This is a genomic window from Streptomyces otsuchiensis (genome assembly GCF_004305975.1).
GTDB classification, from domain to species: Bacteria; Actinomycetota; Actinomycetes; order Streptomycetales; family Streptomycetaceae; genus Streptomyces; species Streptomyces otsuchiensis.
In genome coordinates this window covers 1-15,974 of sequence record NZ_BHZI01000139.1, presented here as the reverse complement: position 1 = coordinate 15,974, position 15,974 = coordinate 1, and the positions used below count along the sequence as shown (strand labels likewise).

Sequence of the window (15,974 nt, the reverse complement as noted above, 5' to 3'; positions counted from 1 at the left end):
GGTTGGTTCCGGTGGGTGCCGCGCCGCCGAGCAGCAGGTACAGCACGGCCATCCGGACGGAGACGCCGTTGGTGACCTGTTCCACGGCGGTGCAGCGCGGCGAGTCGGCGACCTCGGCGGTGATCTCCATGCCGCGGTTCATCGGGCCGGGGTGCATGACGACGGCGTGCTCGGGCATCCGTGCCATCCGGTCGCCGTTGAGGCCGTAGCGGCGGGCGTACTCGCGTTCGGTCGGGAAGTAGGCGGCGGTCATCCGCTCCCGCTGGACGCGCAGCATCATCACCGCGTCCGTCTTCGGCAGGACCCCGTCCAGGTCGTAGGAGACCGCGCAGGGCCAGCCCTCGGAGCCGATCGGGATCAGCGTGGGCGGCGCGACGACGGTGACCTCGGCGCCCAGGGTCGTCAGCAGCGAGACGTTGGAGCGCGCCACCCGGCTGTGCAGTATGTCGCCCACGATGGTGACGTGACGGCCGGAGAGGTCGCCGCCGACGCCGTCACCACGGCCCGCCAGCCGGTGACGCAGAGTGAATGCGTCGAGTAGTGCCTGGGTGGGGTGTTCGTGGGTGCCGTCACCGGCGTTGACGACGCTGCCGCCGATCCAGCCGGAGGTCGCCAGGCGGTGCGGCGCGCCGGAGTCGAAGTGTCGGATGACGACCGCGTCGGCGCCCATCGCCTCCAGGGTGAGCGCGGTGTCCTTCAGCGACTCGCCCTTGGAGACGGACGAGCCCTTGGCGGAGAAGTTGATGACGTCCGCGGAGAGCCGCTTGGCGGCCGCCTCGAAGGAGATGCGGGTGCGGGTGGAGTCCTCGAAGAAGAGGTTCACCACGGTGCGGCCGCGCAGGGTCGGGAGCTTCTTGATCGGCCGGTCGGCGAGCCGGGCCAGTTCCTGCGCGGTGTCGAGGATCAGGACGGCGTCGTCGCGGGTGAGGTCGGCGGCCGAGATGAGGTGACGCTTCATCTGTTGCCTGGGGCCTTCCGTGGGTGTCTGTGGTTTCGGACGGACATGCGGGCACCGGGCACGGCGCGGCGCGCGCTTTCGGGCACGGCGGCACGCCGGGCCGCGCGGGGGAACCTGCGTTCGGGGGCGGCTACTCGCTCGCGGCGGGGGCCGTCTCCCGCTGGCCGAGCAGCACGCCGTCGCGGCCGTCCTCCTCGGCGAGCTGGACCCGCACGGTCTCGCGCAGCGAGGTCGGCAGGTTCTTCCCCACGTAGTCGGCCCGGATCGGCAGCTGCCGGTGGCCCCGGTCGACCAGGACGGCGAGCTGCACGGCTCGCGGCCTGCCCACGTCCGAGAGGGCGTCCAGCGCGGCGCGGATGGTGCGCCCGGAGAAGAGGACGTCGTCGACGAGGACGACGAGGCGGCCGTCGATCCCGTCGCCCGGGATCTCCGTTCGGGCCAGTGCCCGGGCCGGGCGCAGCCGCAGGTCGTCCCGGTACATGGTGATGTCCAGGGAGCCGACGGGGAGCGGGCGGCCGGTGATCTCGTGCAGTTTCCCGGCGAGCCGGTGCGCGAGGTGGACGCCGCGGGTCGGGATGCCGAGGAGCACGACGTCGTCGGCGCCCTTGGCGCGTTCGACGATCTCGTGCGCGATCCGGGTGAGGACCCGGGCGATGTCCGTCGCCTCCAGCACGGAGCGGGGCGGCGGGTGGTGTGCGTCCATACGAAACGGACCTCCTTCCCCGCCTCACGGGACGGGTCTTAAAGGACGCCTGGCGTGCGGTGCGGACGGAACGTTCACGGTGAGACCGTTCGAACCGGGTCGCGCACATGCCCGCTCAGCATAGCAGTGCCCCCGGATGCGCCGATATCAGCCCTGGTCAGAGCATTCTTCCGGGCTCTCCGCTTGACGGCGCTTATTACGCTGCGTAACCTCACACTGGGTTACAGATCAGCTTTCCGGGGAGTCACATGTCCAGCGAATACGCCAAGCAGCTCGGGGCGAAGCTCCGGGCGATCCGCACCCAGCAGGGTCTGTCCCTGCACGGGGTCGAAGAGAAGTCCCAGGGCCGCTGGAAGGCGGTCGTGGTCGGTAGTTACGAGCGCGGGGACCGCGCGGTGACGGTCCAGCGTCTCGCCGAGCTGGCCGACTTCTACGGGGTTCCGGTGCAGGAGCTGCTGCCGGGCACCACCCCGGGCGGCGCCGCCGAGCCGCCGCCGAAGCTGGTGCTCGACCTGGAGCGCCTCGCCCACGTCCCGGCGGAGAAGGCCGGGCCGCTCCAGCGCTACGCGGCCACCATCCAGAGCCAGCGCGGCGACTACAACGGCAAGGTGCTGTCGATCCGCCAGGACGACCTGCGCACCCTGGCCGTGATCTACGACCAGTCGCCGTCCGTCCTCACCGAACAGCTCATCAGCTGGGGCGTGCTCGGCGCCGACGCGCGTCGCGCGGTCCAGACCGAGGACAGCTGAACCACGCGGTGACGTCGGGGCGGGTACCGGGATTCCCCGGTGCCCGCCCCGAGGTCGTGCCGGCCCCAGCGCTCACGCGGGGCTCGCTCTACGTCGCGCCGGATGGCGCCAAGCCGCCCCGGCACGGCCTCGCCCCGCTGCGCCGGAGCACAACGGGGCGAGTGGAGGTCGGCGGCGCCGACCGGGCGTTCAGCGCTTCAGGGTGGGCTTGAGGTCCTTCAGCCGCCCGAGCAGTCCGTTGACGAACGCCGGAGAGTCGTCGGTCGAGAACTCCTTGGCGAGCTGGACCGCCTCGTCCAGCACCACCGCGTCAGGGGTCTCGTCCTCCCAGATCAGCTCGTAGGAGCTGAGCCGCAGGATGTTGCGGTCCACCACCGGCATCCGGTCGAGCGGCCAGCCGACCGTGTAGGTGGCCAGAAGCTCGTCGATCCGCTCGGCGTGCTCCGCGTACCCCTCGGCCAGCTGCATCGTGTACTCGCTGACCCGGGGCTGACGGTCGTCGCTGTGGGAGTGACGGATCCAGTCCGCCAGCACCTCGGCGACCGAGCAGCCACGCTGGTCGGCCTCGAAGAGGATCTGCAGGGCGCGCTGGCGTGCCTTGCTACGTGCGGCCACGGTTAGTTGTTCACCCGGCCGAGGTACTCGCCGGAACGGGTGTCGACCTTGATCTTCTCACCGGTGGTGATGAAGAGGGGGACGCCGATCTCGTAACCGGTCTCCAGGCGGGCCGGCTTGCTGCCGCCGGTGGAGCGGTCGCCCTGCACACCGGGCTCGGTGTACTCGATCACCAGCTCCACGGAGGCCGGCAGCTCGATGAAGAGCGGGCTCTCCTCGTAGATGGCGACCGTGCAGTCCTGGCCCTCGAGCAGGTAGTTGGCGGTGTCGCCGACCGTCTCGGGGGTGATGGTGAGCTGGTCGAAGGTCTCGGTGTCCATGAAGACGAAGTCGGCACCGTCCTTGTACGAGAACTGCATGCCGCGTCGGTCCACCGTGGCCGTCTCGACCTTGGTCCCGGCGTTGAAGGTCTTGTCGACCACCTTGCCGGAGAGCACGTTCTTCAGCTTGGTGCGGACAAAGGCACCGCCCTTACCGGGCTTGACGTGCTGGAACTCGACTACGGACCACAGCTGGCCCCCGTCGAGCTTGAGCACCATGCCGTTCTTGAGGTCGTTCGTGGTGGCCACGGTCGCGGAATCTCCTGAGACTGCTGCTTTGGATGACCGGAGGTTTTTTCCCGCCCGTCCCCCGAGCGGAGCTACAGGGCGAGGAGTTCCTTGGTCGTGATGGTGAGGAGCTCGGGTCCGCCGTCCGCCATGGGGCGGACGACGAGAGTGTCGTCGATCCGGACGCCGCCCCTGCCCGGGAGGTGAACCCCCGGCTCGACGGTGACCGGCACACAAGCGCCCAGTCTACCCATGGCCGCGGGGGACAGACGCGGGTCCTCTCCGATTTCCAGCCCCACACCGTTGCCGGTGACCGGCCCCAGCGCCTCTCCGTGGCCCGCTCCGTCCAGTACGGCGCGGGCCGCACGGTCCACCTCACGGCATTCCACGCCCGGCGCCAGCGCCTCGCGGGCGGCCCGCTGAGCGGTGAAGACCAGCTCGTACAGGTCGATCTGCCAGTCGGCCGGGCGGCTGCCGATGACGAAGGTGCGGCCGATGCGGCAGCGGTAGCCGCGGAACCGCGCCCCCAGCCGCACGGTGAGGAAGTCCCCCTCCTCCACCCGCCGGTCGGTCGGCCGGTGGTCGGCCGTGCCGGAGTGGCTGCCGGTCGCCACGGAGGTCGGGAACGCGGGCCCGTCGGCGCCGTGGTCGACCAGCCTGCGGTCCAGTTCCAGCGCGAGGTGACGCTCGGTCCGGCCGACCAGGATCGACTCCAGCAACTCCCCCAGCGCCCGGTCGGTGATCTCCGCGGCGGTGCGCAGCGCGGCGATCTCCTCCGCGTCCTTGACCAGCCGCTGGTCCTCGACCGCGCGGCCCAGGTCTGCCAGCGGCACCGGCCCGGCGGCCGTGCGCAGCGCGTGGTGCCGGGTGACGGTCAGATGGTGTTCCTCCACCGCGAGGGCGGCCGCGCCGGAGCGGCCGGCGAGCGCAGCGGCGGCGACCGCCGGATCCTCCTCGTCACCGGCGGCCAGCACCCGCAGCCCCTGGTCGAGCCCCGGCGACCACCGGCCGCCCCCGTCGGCGGCGACCAGCACGTCCTCGCCCCCGGGGCCGATCAGCAGCACCGACCGGTCGGGGGCCAGCCCCGTCAGATAACGGAGGTTGGCGGGCCGGGAGACCAGCAGCGCCGTGCCGCCGCCGGGCGAACTCTTGGCGCGCAGCGCCGAGCGTCGTGCCGCGTGTACCTCGGACATGGCACGAGCGTACGCAGGGTGGTGCGTACCGGCCTGTTCAGCGCCGCCGGACGGGCGGCGGCCGCGCGCCGCCGGGGGCGTCGCCGCGGGCTCCGGGACGACCGGGTGCCCCGGGCCGCGTCACCCCTCTGGTGTCACCACTCGGGCGGAGTGGTGAGGCTGCGCGCCACCGCGTCGTCGATCATCCGGGCGGTGGTGGCCACGTCCAGGCGGGAGTTGTCGATGATCGGGAGCCCGGAGCCGTACCAGCCGGCCATCCGCCCGTGGATGGCGGCGACCTCCTCGTCGGCGAGCCGCCTGGTCCCGCTGCGGGCGGCGTTGCGCTCCAGCACGATCTCCAGGCCCGGCAGCAGGACGATCGGGATCAGCCCCGGTCCCACGTGCCGCTTCCAGCCGCCGAGGCCGATCGCCGGCCGGTCGGGGAAGACCGCGTCGTCCAGGACGCAGGAGATGCCGTTGGCCAGGTAGTTGCGGGCCGCGAAGCCGCAGGTGCGGCGGGCCAGCCGGTACTGGGCCTCGGACCGCTCGTCCCAGCCGGAGCGCGGGTCGGCGAAGCCGGACCGCACCCACTCGCGGACGTCGTCCAGGCTGATGTGCGCGGTGGGCACCTGCCGGAGGTCGGCCCAGTGGCGGGCCACCGTGGTCTTGCCCGCGCCGGCGGGGCCGATGAGCAGCACCGCCAGGGCGGCGCGGGCCGGGTCGACCGGGACCGCCGATCCGGCAGGAGCCGGGGCGGGGCCGCCGGGCGGCATCCGGAACTGTCCGGTGGTGCTGCTGTCCGGTGGCGCAGGGGGTGGTACGGGCACCCCACCGGGCTGATGCATGCGCGGCCGCTCCGTCGTGATCCGGGCGGGACCCCTCGGACCCGCTGCTGTGGATACGGTGCCACACGGCGGCGGGCACCTCTACGTCACGGTAACGAACCGGCCCCCCGTGGAGTGCCGGGCGGGCACACGTCACCGCGCGGGCCCGCCCGGACGGCCGTCGGGCTCCGGGTGCGCGGGTCAGCCGGCGGGAAGGTCCGCCAGCGCCCGCAGTCCCAGCAGGTAGGAGCCGGTGCCGAACCCCGCGATGGTGCCGGTGGCGACGGCCGAGACGACGGAGAGGTGCCGGAACTCCTCGCGGGCGTGCGGGTTGCTCAGATGGATCTCGATCAGCGGGGCGGTGCGCTGCGCGGCGGCGTCCCGCAGCGCGTAGGAGTAGTGGGTGAACGCCGCGGGGTTGAGCAGCACGGGCAGCCGTCCGTCTGCCGCCTCGTGCAGCCAGCCGACGAGTTCCGCCTCGTCGTCGGTCTGCCGTACCTCCACGGCCAGGTCCAGCTCACGCCCGGCCGCGGCGCACAGTTCGACGAGTTCGGCGTGGCCTGCCGAGCCGTAGATCTCGGGCTCCCGCGAGCCCAGCCGGCCCAGGTTGGGGCCGTTGAGCACCAGCACCCGCCTCACGCGGCGATCTCCGCGTGCGCGGCCAGCAGCATCGCCGGGTCGGGGCCCTCCAGCACCGAGGGACGGGCCAGCCCGTCCAGGACGATGAACCGCAGCAGGTCGCCGCGGGACTTCTTGTCGACCTTCATGGTCTGGAGCAGCTTCGGCCACTGGTCGCCCCGGTAGGTCACGGGCAGGCCCACCGACTCCAGCACCGCGCGGTGCCGGTCGGCGGTGGCGTCGTCGAGGCGGCCGGCGATGCGGCCGAGTTCCGCGGCGAAGACCATGCCGACCGAGACGGCGGCGCCGTGGCGCCATTCGTAGCGCTCGTTCTTCTCGATCGCGTGGGCCAGGGTGTGACCGTAGTTGAGGATCTCCCGGCGGCCCGCCTCACGCAGGTCGCCGGAGACGACGTCCGCCTTGACCCGGATCGAGCGCTCGACCAGCTCGGCGGTGAACGGCCCGTCGGGCAGCCGTGCGGCCGCCGGGTCCCGCTCGATCAGGTCGAGGATGGCGGGGTCGGCGATGAAGCCGGCCTTGATGATCTCGGCCAGGCCGGAGACGTAGTCGTGCGTCGGGAGACTGGCCAGGGCCGCGAGGTCGCACAGCACCCCGGCGGGCGGGTGGAAGGCGCCGACGAGGTTCTTGCCCTCGGCTGTGTTGATCCCGGTCTTGCCGCCCACGGCGGCGTCGACCATGCCGAGCACGGTGGTGGGCACCGCGATCCAGCGCACGCCGCGCAGCCAGGTCGCCGCCACGAAGCCGGCGAGATCGGTGGTGGCGCCTCCGCCGACGCCGACGATCACGTCGGTCCGGGTGAAGCCGCTCTGTCCGAGCGCCTTCCAGCAGTAGGCGGCGACCTCGGCGGTCTTGCTCTCCTCGGCGTTGGGGAGCTGGATGGCGATCGCCTCGTAGCCGTGGTCGGCGAGGTCCTGCCGCAGCACGTCGCCGGTCTCGGTGAGCGCCTCCGGGTGGAGCACCGCGACGCGGCGGGCGCTGCCGACCAACGCGGGCAGCTGGTCGAGCAGCTGGTGGCCGATCAGCACCTCGTACGGATCGGTGCCGGCCTCTCCGCCGACGGTGATCCGGGTGGGCGCGGGGTGGGTGGTCATGCCTCGGTCAGCTCCAATGCGTCCAGGACCGCCCGGGCGACCTCCTCGGGCGTGCGGCCCTCGGTGTCCACCACGGTCCGGGCGACGCCGGTGTACAGCGGGCGCCGCGTCTCCATCATGGTGCGCCACTGCTTGCGCGGGTTGACGGCCAGCAGCGGCCGCGGCGCGTCGAGCCCGACCCGGTGCACGGCGTCGGCGAGCGCCACGTCGAGGAAGACGACGGGCAGGCCGGCCAGCAGTTCACGGGTGGCCGGGCGCATCACGGCGCCGCCGCCGAGGGCGAGCACGCCGTCGTGACCGTCGACCGCCGCGCGTACCGCCGCCGCCTCCAGTTCACGGAAACGGTCCTCGCCCTCGGACAGGAAGATCTCGGAGACCTCCATGCCGGCGGTGGCCTCCACGTCGGCGTCGGTGTCGCGCAGGGCCACTCCGAGCCGTTCGGCGAGCAGGGCGCCGACGGTGGACTTGCCGGCTCCGGGCGGCCCGACGAGGACCACCAGCGGCCGTGCGGGCGGAGAGGTCACCGGATCTCCAGGGAGTCGAGGAAGCCGCGGACGTTGCGCCGGGTCTCGGTGACGTTGTCGCCGCCGAACTTCTCGGCGACCGCGTCCGCCAGCACCAGCGCCACCATCGCCTCGGCGACGATGCCGGCGGCGGGGACCGCGCAGACGTCGGAGCGCTGGTGGTGTGCGCGGGCCGCCTCGCCGGTGGCGACGTCGACGGTGGCCAGTGCGCGCGGCACGGTGGCGATGGGCTTCATCGCCGCACGGACGCGCAGCACCTCGCCGGTGGTCAGGCCGCCCTCGGTGCCGCCCGAGCGGCCGGAGGAGCGGCGGATCCCGAGATCGCGGGAGCCCGTACCGTCGGGCGCGGCGCCGGGCGTGGTGGCGACGATCTCGTCGTGCGCCTGCGAGCCGGGGACCCGGGCGAGGTCGAAGCCGTCCCCGAGTTCGACTCCCTTGATCGCCTGGATGCCCATCAGTGCGCCGGCCAGCCGGGCGTCCAGCCGCCGGTCCCAGTGGACGTGCGAGCCGAGGCCGACGGGCACACCGTGGGCGACCACCTCGACGACGCCGCCGAGGGTGTCACCGTCGCTGTGGGCCTGGTCGATCTCCGCGACCATCGCCTTGCTGGCCTCGGGGTCCAGGCAGCGGACCGGATCGGCGTCCAGCCGCTCGACGTCCTCCGGCGCGGGGATCAGGCCGTAGGGGGCGCGGGCCGCGCCGAGTTCCACCACGTGCGAGACGACCTCGATGCCGGCGGTCTCCCGCAGGTAGGAGCGGGCGACGGCGCCGAGGGCGACCCGGGCGGCGGTCTCCCGCGCGGAGGCGCGCTCCAGCACCGGGCGGGCCTCGTCGAAGCCGTACTTCTGCATCCCCGCGAGGTCGGCGTGGCCGGGCCTGGGGCGGGTCAGGGGGGCGTTGCGGGCCAGGGACTCCAGCTCGGCGGCGTCGACCGGGTCGGCCGCCATCACCTTCTCCCACTTGGGCCACTCGGTGTTGCCGATCATCACGGCGACCGGCGACCCGAGGGTCAGTCCGTGGCGGACGCCGCCGAGAAAGGTCACCTCGTCGCGCTCGAACTTCATCCGGGCGCCGCGCCCGTAGCCCAGACGCCGCCGCGCCAGATGGTCGGCGATCAGCTCGGTGTCCACGGGGATGCCCGCCGGCAGTCCCTCCACCGTCGCCACCAGCGCGGGGCCGTGCGACTCCCCCGCCGTCAGCCAGCGCAGCCTGCTCAACGGACCCTCCAGGTAATTCGATCACGCGCTCTGCCGCGGCCATCCTCCCACGTGCCGGGGGTGCGACCGCGCTCCGTCCAGCGTGCGGACCCGGCTCGTGGCCGGGCACGCCACCCGCAGGCCCGGGCCGACACACCCGCAGGCCCGGGCCGACGGGCCGACGGGCCGACGGCACGGGTCCTCTGCTCAGGCGGGCCCGCGTCAACGGTGGCGGCCGGCCAGCGCCCGCTCTCCGGCGGCGCGCATCGCCTCCAGGGGCGCGGGGGCGTGGCCGGTCATCCGCTCGACCTGGAGGACCGCCTGGTGCAGCAGCAGGTCGAGGCCGCCGACGACGGTCCCGCCGTGCCGCTGCCAGGCAGCCGCGAGGGCGGTGGGCCAGGGGTCGTACAGCACGTCGAACAGGGTTCCCGGCCGCTCGGGTACCGCTGCGGCCAGGCCGTCGGTGGCACCGGCCGGGGTGGTGGCCACGACCAGCGGCAGCTCCAGCGCCTCGGCGGCCTTCTCCCACGGCGCGGTCCGTACGTCGACGCCGAGGCGCTCACCCCAGTCGCTCATCTCGCGGGCCCGGTCCGGCCCGCGCACATACGCGGTCACCTCTCCGTCGCAGATCCCCGCCAGCGCGGCCAGCGCCGAGGCGGCGGTCGCCCCGGCGCCCAGTACCGCGGCCCGTTCGACCCGGGTCACGCCGCGCTCGGCGAGGGCGGCGGTGATCCCGGGGATGTCGGTGTTGTCACCGAGCCGGTGACCGTCCGGGCCGAACAGCACGGTGTTGACGGCGCCGACGGACTCCGCGGCAGGGGTGAGCGCGTCCAGCAGCGGGATGACCGCCCTCTTCAGCGGCATCGTCAGGCTCAGGCCCGACCAACTGCCGTCCAGCCCCGCGAGGAACGCGGGCAGCTCCTCCTCGCCGACCTCGAAACGGTCGTAGCTGCGGCCCGCCAGACCCAGCGCCGCGTAGGCGGCACGGTGCAGATCGGGCGAGAGCGAGTGCTCGATCGGTGAGCCGAGCACCGCGGCGCGCTGCGCCTCAGCCGGTCGAGGAGAGTCCTTGCCGTTCATTGAATTCCTCGCGGAGCTCGTTGTGTTCGTCGTGGGTGCGGGTGAACACCGTCTCGTTGCCGTCGATGGAGATGAAGAACATCCATCCCTCGTTGGTCGGCGAGAGCGTCGCGGCCACGGCGTCGGCGCCGGGGTTGCCGATCGGCCCGGGCGGCAGCCCCTTGTGGACGTAGGTGTTGTAGGGATCCTTGTTGCCGAGGATCTCGGCCTCGGTGATCGCGATCTCGCTCTGGCCCATGAGGTAGTTGTAGGTGGAGTCGAACTGGAGCAGCTGGTTGGTCACGTCGTTGTCCGGCTTGAGCCGGTTGTAGATGACCTCGGCCATCTGCGTGAAGTCGTCACTCGTCTTCCCCTCCGCCTGGACCAGGCTGGCGACGGTGATCACCTCCAGCGGAGAGCTCAGTCCCAGCCCTTCGGCCGCGTCCTCGACACCCTGCTCGGCGTAGCCGGCCGCGGCACGGTCCACCATCGACTGCAGCAGGGCCTCCGGTTCGGTCTCCGGGCCGATGTCGTAACGCGCCGGCCAGAGGAAGCCCTCCAGCGGGTCCTTGATGTCGTCGTGGTCGGCGACTGCCCAGTCCGGCAGTTCGATGGAACCGGAGGCGGCGATCTCCGCCGTGGAGCCGTCCGCCAGGTCGAGCTTGTCGTCGATGGCGGCGTACACCTGCTCGGTGCGCAGCCCTTCGGGGAACGTCAGGGTGTTGAGCGTCGCGGGGTCGGTCATCACCTCGACGGCGGCCTCCGCCGACATCTCCTCGCGGAGGGCGTAGTAACCGGCCTGGATGCTGCTGCCCTCGGCGGCGCGGGTGAAGGCGCCGACGCTCTTCACGACGCCGGCGTCCTTGAGGATGTTGCCCATCTGCGTGAGGTTGGAGCCCTCGGGGATCTCCACGAAGACCTCGCCGGTGCCCTCACCGGCGAAGTCGGCCGGGGGCCCGAACCGGGAGTCGTAGAACTGCTTCCCGTAGTAGCCGGCGACGCCTACGGTCCCGACCAGCAGCACCGCGACGCCCAGGCAGGCGACACCGCCGCGCCGCTTGGCGGGCTTGGCGCCGCGGCGGCCCCGGTCCGCGTCGTCCGCCTCGTCCCAGTCGCCGTCGGCGCGGGTGAAGAAGTCCTTCTCGCCCTGGTCGGGGCCGGGGTCCCAACCGGTGTCGGGGTCGGGCTCGGGGTCGGTCTGGGTGGGCGCCGCCGCGAGGACCGTCGCGGAGGGGGCGGCGGTCGCTGTCGCGCCGTCGGCGGCCCGTGCGGTGGCGGCCCCCGGTATCAGCACCAGTGCGGCCAGCAGCGCCGGCAGCAGCGCGCGCGTCACTCGGCCTCTCATCGGCGCCTCCCCCGTCCGCACGCTCCTCAGCTCGCCCGGGCATCGTAATGCGCGGGTGCCCGGTCCGGCCGGGTCTGTGACGCGGTCGTTGCGGGGCCGGTACACGGCCGCGAGCGGGAGCGGACGGGCCCGTGCGCGTCGCGGGACCGGGGGTGCGCGGGCCGGTCAGACCTGGCGGAACCGCCAGCGGTGCACGGGGCGGGCGATCAACTCTGCCTCCGGCGTGGGGAGTTCGGGCACGGCGGCGTCCAGCTCGACCCCGTCCCACCAGGTGATCACCAGCACCCGCTCCCCTGCCGCCTCGAACGTCTCACGCCTGGCCGGCGCCGGGTCGAGGGACTGGGCGCGGGCCCACTCCAGCAGGTGGGCGCCGCGTCCGTCGGCCGCCTTGGCCTCCCACATCAGGGCGATGGTCACTCGTCAGCCTCCGGGGCGTGCTCGGTGTCGTCGGTCGGCGTCGGCGTCGCGGTCTCCAGCGGTCCGGCCGGTGCTGCCGGTGCTGCCGGTGCGCTCGTCGCGGAGTGGTTCGGTGTGGTCCAGGCGCATCACCAGGGCGTCCTGCCCCGCCGCCTGGTAGTAGTTCCTGCGGATACCGACCGGTTCGAACCCGTACCGCCGGTAGAGCCGCTGCGCCGGTTCGTTGTCGGTCCGCACCTCCAGGAAGACCTCCTGGCAGCCGAAGGTCGACGCCGCGCCGAGGAGTTCGCGCAGCAGCCGGGAGCCGAGCCCCGTGCCCTGGTGCTCGGGGGCGGCGGCGATCGTCTGCACATCGCCGGTGATGCCCGCGGCGGCCAGCCCGGCGTAGCCGGCGAGGGTCCCCTCGGGCGTCGTCGCCACCACGTAGTGCCGGGTGCGCTCGGGCCCCCGCGCGTGGGCCAGCTCGGACCAGAACATCCCGGCGGACCAGGCGTCCTCCGGGAAGAGCCGGTGCTCCAGGAGGAGGACGGGGTCGATGTGCCACCAGCGCATCTCCGTCAGGGCCACCCCGCTGTCCGGGGCGCGGCCGCCCCCGGGCGCCGCCGGGGCGTTCACGCGCCCCGGGCGGGCGGCGACGGCGGCGTCACGACCTTGTAGCCCGCCGGTACCTGCGCGTCCGGCCGCCGCAGGTAGAGCGGACTGGGAGCCGGTAGCTCCTCACCCGCCGCCAGCTTCTCGGCGGCCAGGGACGCCAGCGCGGCGGCCGAGGCGTGGGCCGGGCCGTCCGGCAGCGGCCGGGTGAAGGCGTCGGCGTAGCGGGTGGCGCCCTCTCCGACCGCCGGCAGCGCCAGCACGTCGGCGGGCAGCTCCTCCGGCCGGCCGACCTGTGGCTCGCCGAGGCGGGTACGGGCGTCGGCGTAACGCGCCCAGTACACCTCCTTGCGGCGGGCGTCGGTCGCGACCACGAACGGCTCGTCGAGACCGGCGGCGTACGCGAGGGAGTCGAGACTGCACAGGCCGTAGACGGGCACCGCGCGCGCGGCGCCCAGCGCGGAGCCGGTGGCCAGCCCCACCCGCAGCCCGGTGTAGGGGCCGGGCCCGGTGCCGACGACGACGCCGGTCAGCTCGTCGAGGCGGCGCCCGGCCTCGGTGAGGACGCGGTCGACGCCGGGCAGCAGCAGCTCCCCGTGGCGGCGGGCGTCCACCTGGTCCCCGGTGGCGAGGACCCGGGTGCCGTCGTGGAGGGCGACGGTGACGGCGGGGGTGGCGGTGTCGAGCGCGAGCAGTAGCACGCGGCCAAGTTTATGGGTTCCGCCGCACGGGCCCGCGCCGCGCGTCCCACCGGCCCGACGCCGGTGCGGGGCGCGTACCGGCCCGGTGCGGGGCCGGTATCCGGCCAGGGCGGTTCCCGCAGGACTGCTACCGTCGTTCCCTGACCCCGTTCCGGGTCCTTCATCTGATGTTCCGAAGAGAACAGGCGACAGCGCATCGTGGCACGCGGCAGCTCCGGATCCCACGGTTCCCCCGGAACCTTCGTCACCGTCCTGACCGCCGTCGCGCTGGCCGCCGTCGGCTTCTTCGCCTATCAGGCGTCGGCCGCCCCCGACGGCTCCCCCGTCGCCACGGCACCCTCCGGTGAGCCGTCGCCCGAGGCCACCGACGGCACCGGCTCCCCCGACGAGGGCGCCCAGGAGGAGCTCGACACCGACGGTGACGAGACCGACGGCGAGCCGCCGCTGCCCGCCGAGTCCGGTGACGGGCTACGCGTCGTCTACGCCCTCGCCGACCAGCGGGTGTGGCTGGTCGAGCCGTCCGACGACGGCCTCGGCGACACGGTCCTGGCCACCTACCCCGTCTACCCCAGCTCGGTGAGCCCCGACCCGGGCAGCTACCTGGTCAGCTCGCGCTCGGAGCAGATCACCGGCTCGGACGGTGTCCCGATCGAGAACGTGGTCGTCTTCGACGCTCCGAGCGACGTGGTCTTCGGCTTCTCCACCGCCACTGACGGATCGACCCCGGACCCCGGCTCCGAGCAGCGCACCGGCGGAATCCGCCAGTTCGCCACGGACGGCGAGGACATGTGGGAGTTCGCGCCGGTCGGCACCCCGGTGATCGTCGTCCCCTGACGGCGGCACCACCCGCTCCGCCCGCCCGCACCATCCGCACCGTCAGCAGCGGGGACCATGGCGGCGGAGCGCGGAACGCTCAGTCCAGCAGTGCGCCGAGGTCGACGCCCGTCCAGCGCGGGCCGACGCCGGTGAGGGTCACGGTCCGGGGGGCGTCGCCGTCCAGGTCGGCGAAGTCGCCGGGGCCACGGACGTGCGCGGCGCCGGTAGGGCGCTCCAGGCGGACCAGCAGCCGGCTCTCCGCCAGCTCCTCCACCTTGCCCTCGCCCCACTCCACGACCAGCACCGACTCCGGCAGCGCCAGGTCGAGGTCGAGGTCCTCCATCTCGTCCAGGCCGCCGCCCAGCCGGTAGGCGTCGACATGGACCAGGGCGGGGCCGTCGCCGAGCGGCGGGTGCACCCGGGAGATCACGAAGGTCGGGGAGGTGACCGCCGACCGGACGTTCAGCCCCTCGCCGATCCCCCTGGTGAGGGTGGTCTTGCCGGCGCCCAGCTCGCCGCTGAGCAGCAGCAGGTCGCCGGCGCGCAGCAGCGCGGCGAGTTCGCGGCCGAGCCGCAGCGTCCGCTCGGCGCCGTCGACCGTTCCTGTGGCGTGGGCCTGCTCGTCGGCCCGGGTGGTGCCCGCGCTCATCGTTCCGCCGTTCTCCGTCGCGTGTTCCGTGGGCGGGCGCTTCGCTCACCGCGCAGGCCCGATGGCCGCGCCGGGCGGCCACGTCGCGATGGTACGCGCCGTGCGGGGCGCGCCGGGTTCGGAAGACGGTCCGGGGCCGCGCCCGAGGTGCCCGGTCCGGAAGGGCGCGGCGGCGCCCGGGTGGTCAGCCCCGGTGGACGCGCGGCACCCGGCCGCTGATCCGGGTCACGATCTCGTACCCGATGGTGCCGGACGCGCGCGCCCAGTCCTCGGCGGTGGGCTCGCCGTCGTCGCCAGGGCCGAACAGCACCACCGGGTCGCCCGGCTCGGCCGCGTCGCCGCCCAGGTCGACGACGAACTGGTCCATCGCCACCCGCCCGGCGGCCGTCCGCCACTTCCCGGCGACCAGGACCGGGCCGCTGCCGGAGGCGTGCCGGGGCACGCCGTCGGCGTAACCGGCGGGCACCAGCGCCAGGGTGGTCTCACCGGGCGTCCGGTAGCTGTGGCCGTAGCTGACGCCGTGCCCGCCGGGCACCCGCTTGACCGCCGCCAGCGTCGCCCGCAGCGTCATCGCGGGGCGCAGTCCGAAGTCGCCGGGCAGCCCGACCTCGGGCGAGGGGGAGAGCCCGTACACCGAGACACCGGGACGGACCAGGTCGTAGTGGGCGGCGGGCAGGGTGAGCGTGGCCGGGGAGTTGGCGAAGTGCCGCACCTCCGGATCCAGCCCGGCGCGCTCGGCGACGGCCAGCGCCTCGGTGAACGCCTCCTGCTGCGCGGCGATCGACGGATGGCCGGGCTCGTCGGCGCAGGCGAAGTGCGACCACAGGCCGGTCACGCGGATGGTTCCGGCGGCCTCGGCGGCGCGCGCCGCCGCGACCAGGCCGGACCAGTCGGCGGGCTGCGCGCCGTTGCGGCCGAGCCCGGTGTCGACCTTCAGCTGCACCCGCGCGGTGCGGCCGGTGGCGCGGGCGGCGTCCTCGATCTCGGCGAGCGCCCACAGCGCGGAGGCGGCGACGTCGATGTCCTGCTCGATCGCCTCCCGCCAGGGCCCGCCCGGTGTCCACAGCCAGCACAGCACCGGGCCGGTGTCACCGGCGGCGCGCAGCGCGAGCGCCTCCTGCGGCGTGGCCGTGCCCAGCCAGTCGGCCCCGGCCTCCCGGGCGGCGCGGGCGCACGGCACCAGCCCGTGGCCGTAAGCGTCCGCCTTCACGACCGCCATCAGCCCCGCGCCGCCCACGGCGCGCTCCCGCAGGGCACGCACATTGGACCGGACCGCTCCGAGGTCGATCTCCGCCCAGACGCGGGCGGCCCGGGCGACGGACGCCGGGCCGGACGCCGAGGCGGTGCCCGGCGTCCGTCGCCCGGGCCGCCCGCGTC

The 15,974-nt window shown here is 74.0% G+C and carries 19 protein-coding genes; 2 read left to right on the top strand and 17 right to left on the bottom strand.

Going from position 1 to position 15,974, the window contains the following annotated elements; all coding sequences use genetic code 11:
• A partial coding sequence (locus E0D90_RS14890) for an aspartate carbamoyltransferase catalytic subunit (protein WP_130798639.1) occupies positions 1 to 958 on the bottom strand: 958 nt, incomplete at its 3' end.
• Between the two features lie 130 nt (positions 959 to 1,088).
• On the bottom strand, positions 1,089 to 1,661 hold the full coding sequence (gene pyrR, locus E0D90_RS14885; protein ID WP_103502346.1) for a bifunctional pyr operon transcriptional regulator/uracil phosphoribosyltransferase PyrR: 573 nt from the start codon (positions 1,659 to 1,661) through the stop codon (positions 1,089 to 1,091).
• 248 nt (positions 1,662 to 1,909) lie between these two features.
• On the opposite strand from pyrR, the gene bldD reads away from it, so the two are divergent.
• The gene (gene bldD / locus E0D90_RS14880) at positions 1,910 to 2,410 is read left to right on the top strand and encodes a transcriptional regulator BldD (RefSeq protein ID WP_103502345.1); all 501 of its coding nucleotides are present in this window, start codon (positions 1,910 to 1,912) and stop codon (positions 2,408 to 2,410) included.
• 189 nt (positions 2,411 to 2,599) lie between these two features.
• Here the strand turns inward: bldD and nusB are convergent, their stop codons facing one another.
• The 13 genes from nusB to tsaB all read right to left on the bottom strand — a co-directional run bounded on the left by nusB (position 2,600) and on the right by tsaB (position 13,132).
• Positions 2,600 to 3,025: a transcription antitermination factor NusB gene (nusB, locus tag E0D90_RS14875; RefSeq protein WP_103502344.1), complete on the bottom strand. Its 426-nt coding sequence runs from the start codon at positions 3,023 to 3,025 to the stop codon at positions 2,600 to 2,602.
• A 2-nt stretch (positions 3,026 to 3,027) separates the two neighbouring features.
• A complete protein-coding gene (efp, locus tag E0D90_RS14870) occupies positions 3,028 to 3,594 on the bottom strand; it encodes an elongation factor P (RefSeq protein ID WP_103502343.1) in 567 nt (188 codons plus the stop codon).
• A gap of 71 nt (positions 3,595 to 3,665) precedes the next feature.
• Positions 3,666 to 4,766, bottom strand: a complete 1,101-nt coding sequence (locus E0D90_RS14865) for an aminopeptidase P family protein (protein WP_130798637.1) — start codon at positions 4,764 to 4,766, stop codon at positions 3,666 to 3,668.
• Positions 4,767 to 4,900: 134 nt separating this feature from the next.
• Positions 4,901 to 5,590 (bottom strand): AAA family ATPase, encoded by a 690-nt coding sequence (locus E0D90_RS14860; protein ID WP_103502341.1) that lies wholly within the window; start codon positions 5,588 to 5,590, stop codon positions 4,901 to 4,903.
• A gap of 180 nt (positions 5,591 to 5,770) precedes the next feature.
• Positions 5,771 to 6,208, bottom strand: coding sequence for a type II 3-dehydroquinate dehydratase (gene aroQ, locus E0D90_RS14855; protein WP_103502340.1), 438 nt, complete (start codon positions 6,206 to 6,208; stop codon positions 5,771 to 5,773).
• On the bottom strand, positions 6,205 to 7,299 hold the full coding sequence (gene aroB, locus E0D90_RS14850) for a 3-dehydroquinate synthase (RefSeq protein ID WP_130798635.1): 1,095 nt from the start codon (positions 7,297 to 7,299) through the stop codon (positions 6,205 to 6,207). Before aroB ends, aroQ begins: the two co-directional genes overlap by 4 nt.
• Positions 7,296 to 7,823: a shikimate kinase gene (locus E0D90_RS14845; protein ID WP_103502338.1), complete on the bottom strand. Its 528-nt coding sequence runs from the start codon at positions 7,821 to 7,823 to the stop codon at positions 7,296 to 7,298. The genes aroB and E0D90_RS14845 overlap by 4 nt, the downstream gene beginning before the upstream one ends.
• Positions 7,820 to 9,040, bottom strand: coding sequence for a chorismate synthase (aroC, locus tag E0D90_RS14840; RefSeq protein ID WP_103502337.1), 1,221 nt, complete (start codon positions 9,038 to 9,040; stop codon positions 7,820 to 7,822). The genes E0D90_RS14845 and aroC overlap by 4 nt, the downstream gene beginning before the upstream one ends.
• Before the next feature lie 201 nt (positions 9,041 to 9,241).
• Positions 9,242 to 10,099: a shikimate dehydrogenase gene (locus tag E0D90_RS14835; protein WP_103502336.1), complete on the bottom strand. Its 858-nt coding sequence runs from the start codon at positions 10,097 to 10,099 to the stop codon at positions 9,242 to 9,244.
• Entirely contained in the window at positions 10,068 to 11,423 is a 1,356-nt protein-coding gene (mltG, locus tag E0D90_RS14830) for an endolytic transglycosylase MltG (RefSeq protein ID WP_130798633.1), read from the bottom strand. The genes E0D90_RS14835 and mltG overlap by 32 nt, the downstream gene beginning before the upstream one ends.
• A 165-nt stretch (positions 11,424 to 11,588) precedes the next feature.
• On the bottom strand, positions 11,589 to 11,840 hold the full coding sequence (locus E0D90_RS14825) for a hypothetical protein (protein ID WP_130798630.1): 252 nt from the start codon (positions 11,838 to 11,840) through the stop codon (positions 11,589 to 11,591).
• 3 nt (positions 11,841 to 11,843) lie between these two features.
• On the bottom strand, positions 11,844 to 12,392 hold the full coding sequence (rimI, locus tag E0D90_RS14820; protein ID WP_130798645.1) for a ribosomal protein S18-alanine N-acetyltransferase: 549 nt from the start codon (positions 12,390 to 12,392) through the stop codon (positions 11,844 to 11,846).
• A 59-nt stretch (positions 12,393 to 12,451) separates the two neighbouring features.
• Positions 12,452 to 13,132 (bottom strand): tRNA (adenosine(37)-N6)-threonylcarbamoyltransferase complex dimerization subunit type 1 TsaB, encoded by a 681-nt coding sequence (gene tsaB, locus E0D90_RS14815; protein ID WP_130798628.1) that lies wholly within the window; start codon positions 13,130 to 13,132, stop codon positions 12,452 to 12,454.
• 198 nt (positions 13,133 to 13,330) lie between these two features.
• Here tsaB and E0D90_RS14810 point away from each other — a divergent pair, with 198 nt between their 5' ends.
• A complete protein-coding gene (locus E0D90_RS14810; RefSeq protein WP_174856203.1) occupies positions 13,331 to 13,966 on the top strand; it encodes a L,D-transpeptidase in 636 nt (211 codons plus the stop codon).
• A 79-nt stretch (positions 13,967 to 14,045) separates the two neighbouring features.
• On the opposite strand, the gene tsaE is transcribed toward E0D90_RS14810, so the two are convergent.
• Both tsaE and alr read right to left on the bottom strand, forming a co-directional pair.
• Positions 14,046 to 14,597, bottom strand: a complete 552-nt coding sequence (gene tsaE / locus E0D90_RS14805; protein WP_130798626.1) for a tRNA (adenosine(37)-N6)-threonylcarbamoyltransferase complex ATPase subunit type 1 TsaE — start codon at positions 14,595 to 14,597, stop codon at positions 14,046 to 14,048.
• A gap of 184 nt (positions 14,598 to 14,781) precedes the next feature.
• Positions 14,782 to 15,885 carry an alanine racemase gene (gene alr / locus E0D90_RS14800; RefSeq protein ID WP_130798641.1) on the bottom strand — a complete coding sequence of 368 codons (1,104 nt, stop codon included), beginning with the start codon at positions 15,883 to 15,885 and terminating at the stop codon, positions 14,782 to 14,784.
• Positions 15,886 to 15,974 lie beyond the last annotated feature (89 nt).

What these genes read in the sequence shown, in the direction of transcription:
- tsaE (WP_130798626.1), bottom strand. Translation starts at nt 14,597, where the DNA reads ATGAGCGCGGGCACCACCCGGGCCGACGAGCAGGCCCACGCCACAGGA.
- mltG (WP_130798633.1), bottom strand. Translation starts at nt 11,423, where the DNA reads ATGAGAGGCCGAGTGACGCGCGCGCTGCTGCCGGCGCTGCTGGCCGCA.
- bldD (WP_103502345.1), top strand. Translation starts at nt 1,910, where the DNA reads ATGTCCAGCGAATACGCCAAGCAGCTCGGGGCGAAGCTCCGGGCGATC.
- E0D90_RS14860 (WP_103502341.1), bottom strand. Translation starts at nt 5,590, where the DNA reads ATGCATCAGCCCGGTGGGGTGCCCGTACCACCCCCTGCGCCACCGGAC.
- rimI (WP_130798645.1), bottom strand. Translation starts at nt 12,392, where the DNA reads ATGCGCTGGTGGCACATCGACCCCGTCCTCCTCCTGGAGCACCGGCTC.
- E0D90_RS14865 (WP_130798637.1), bottom strand. Translation starts at nt 4,766, where the DNA reads ATGTCCGAGGTACACGCGGCACGACGCTCGGCGCTGCGCGCCAAGAGT.
- aroB (WP_130798635.1), bottom strand. Translation starts at nt 7,299, where the DNA reads ATGACCACCCACCCCGCGCCCACCCGGATCACCGTCGGCGGAGAGGCC.
- E0D90_RS14835 (WP_103502336.1), bottom strand. Translation starts at nt 10,099, where the DNA reads ATGAACGGCAAGGACTCTCCTCGACCGGCTGAGGCGCAGCGCGCCGCG.
- pyrR (WP_103502346.1), bottom strand. Translation starts at nt 1,661, where the DNA reads ATGGACGCACACCACCCGCCGCCCCGCTCCGTGCTGGAGGCGACGGAC.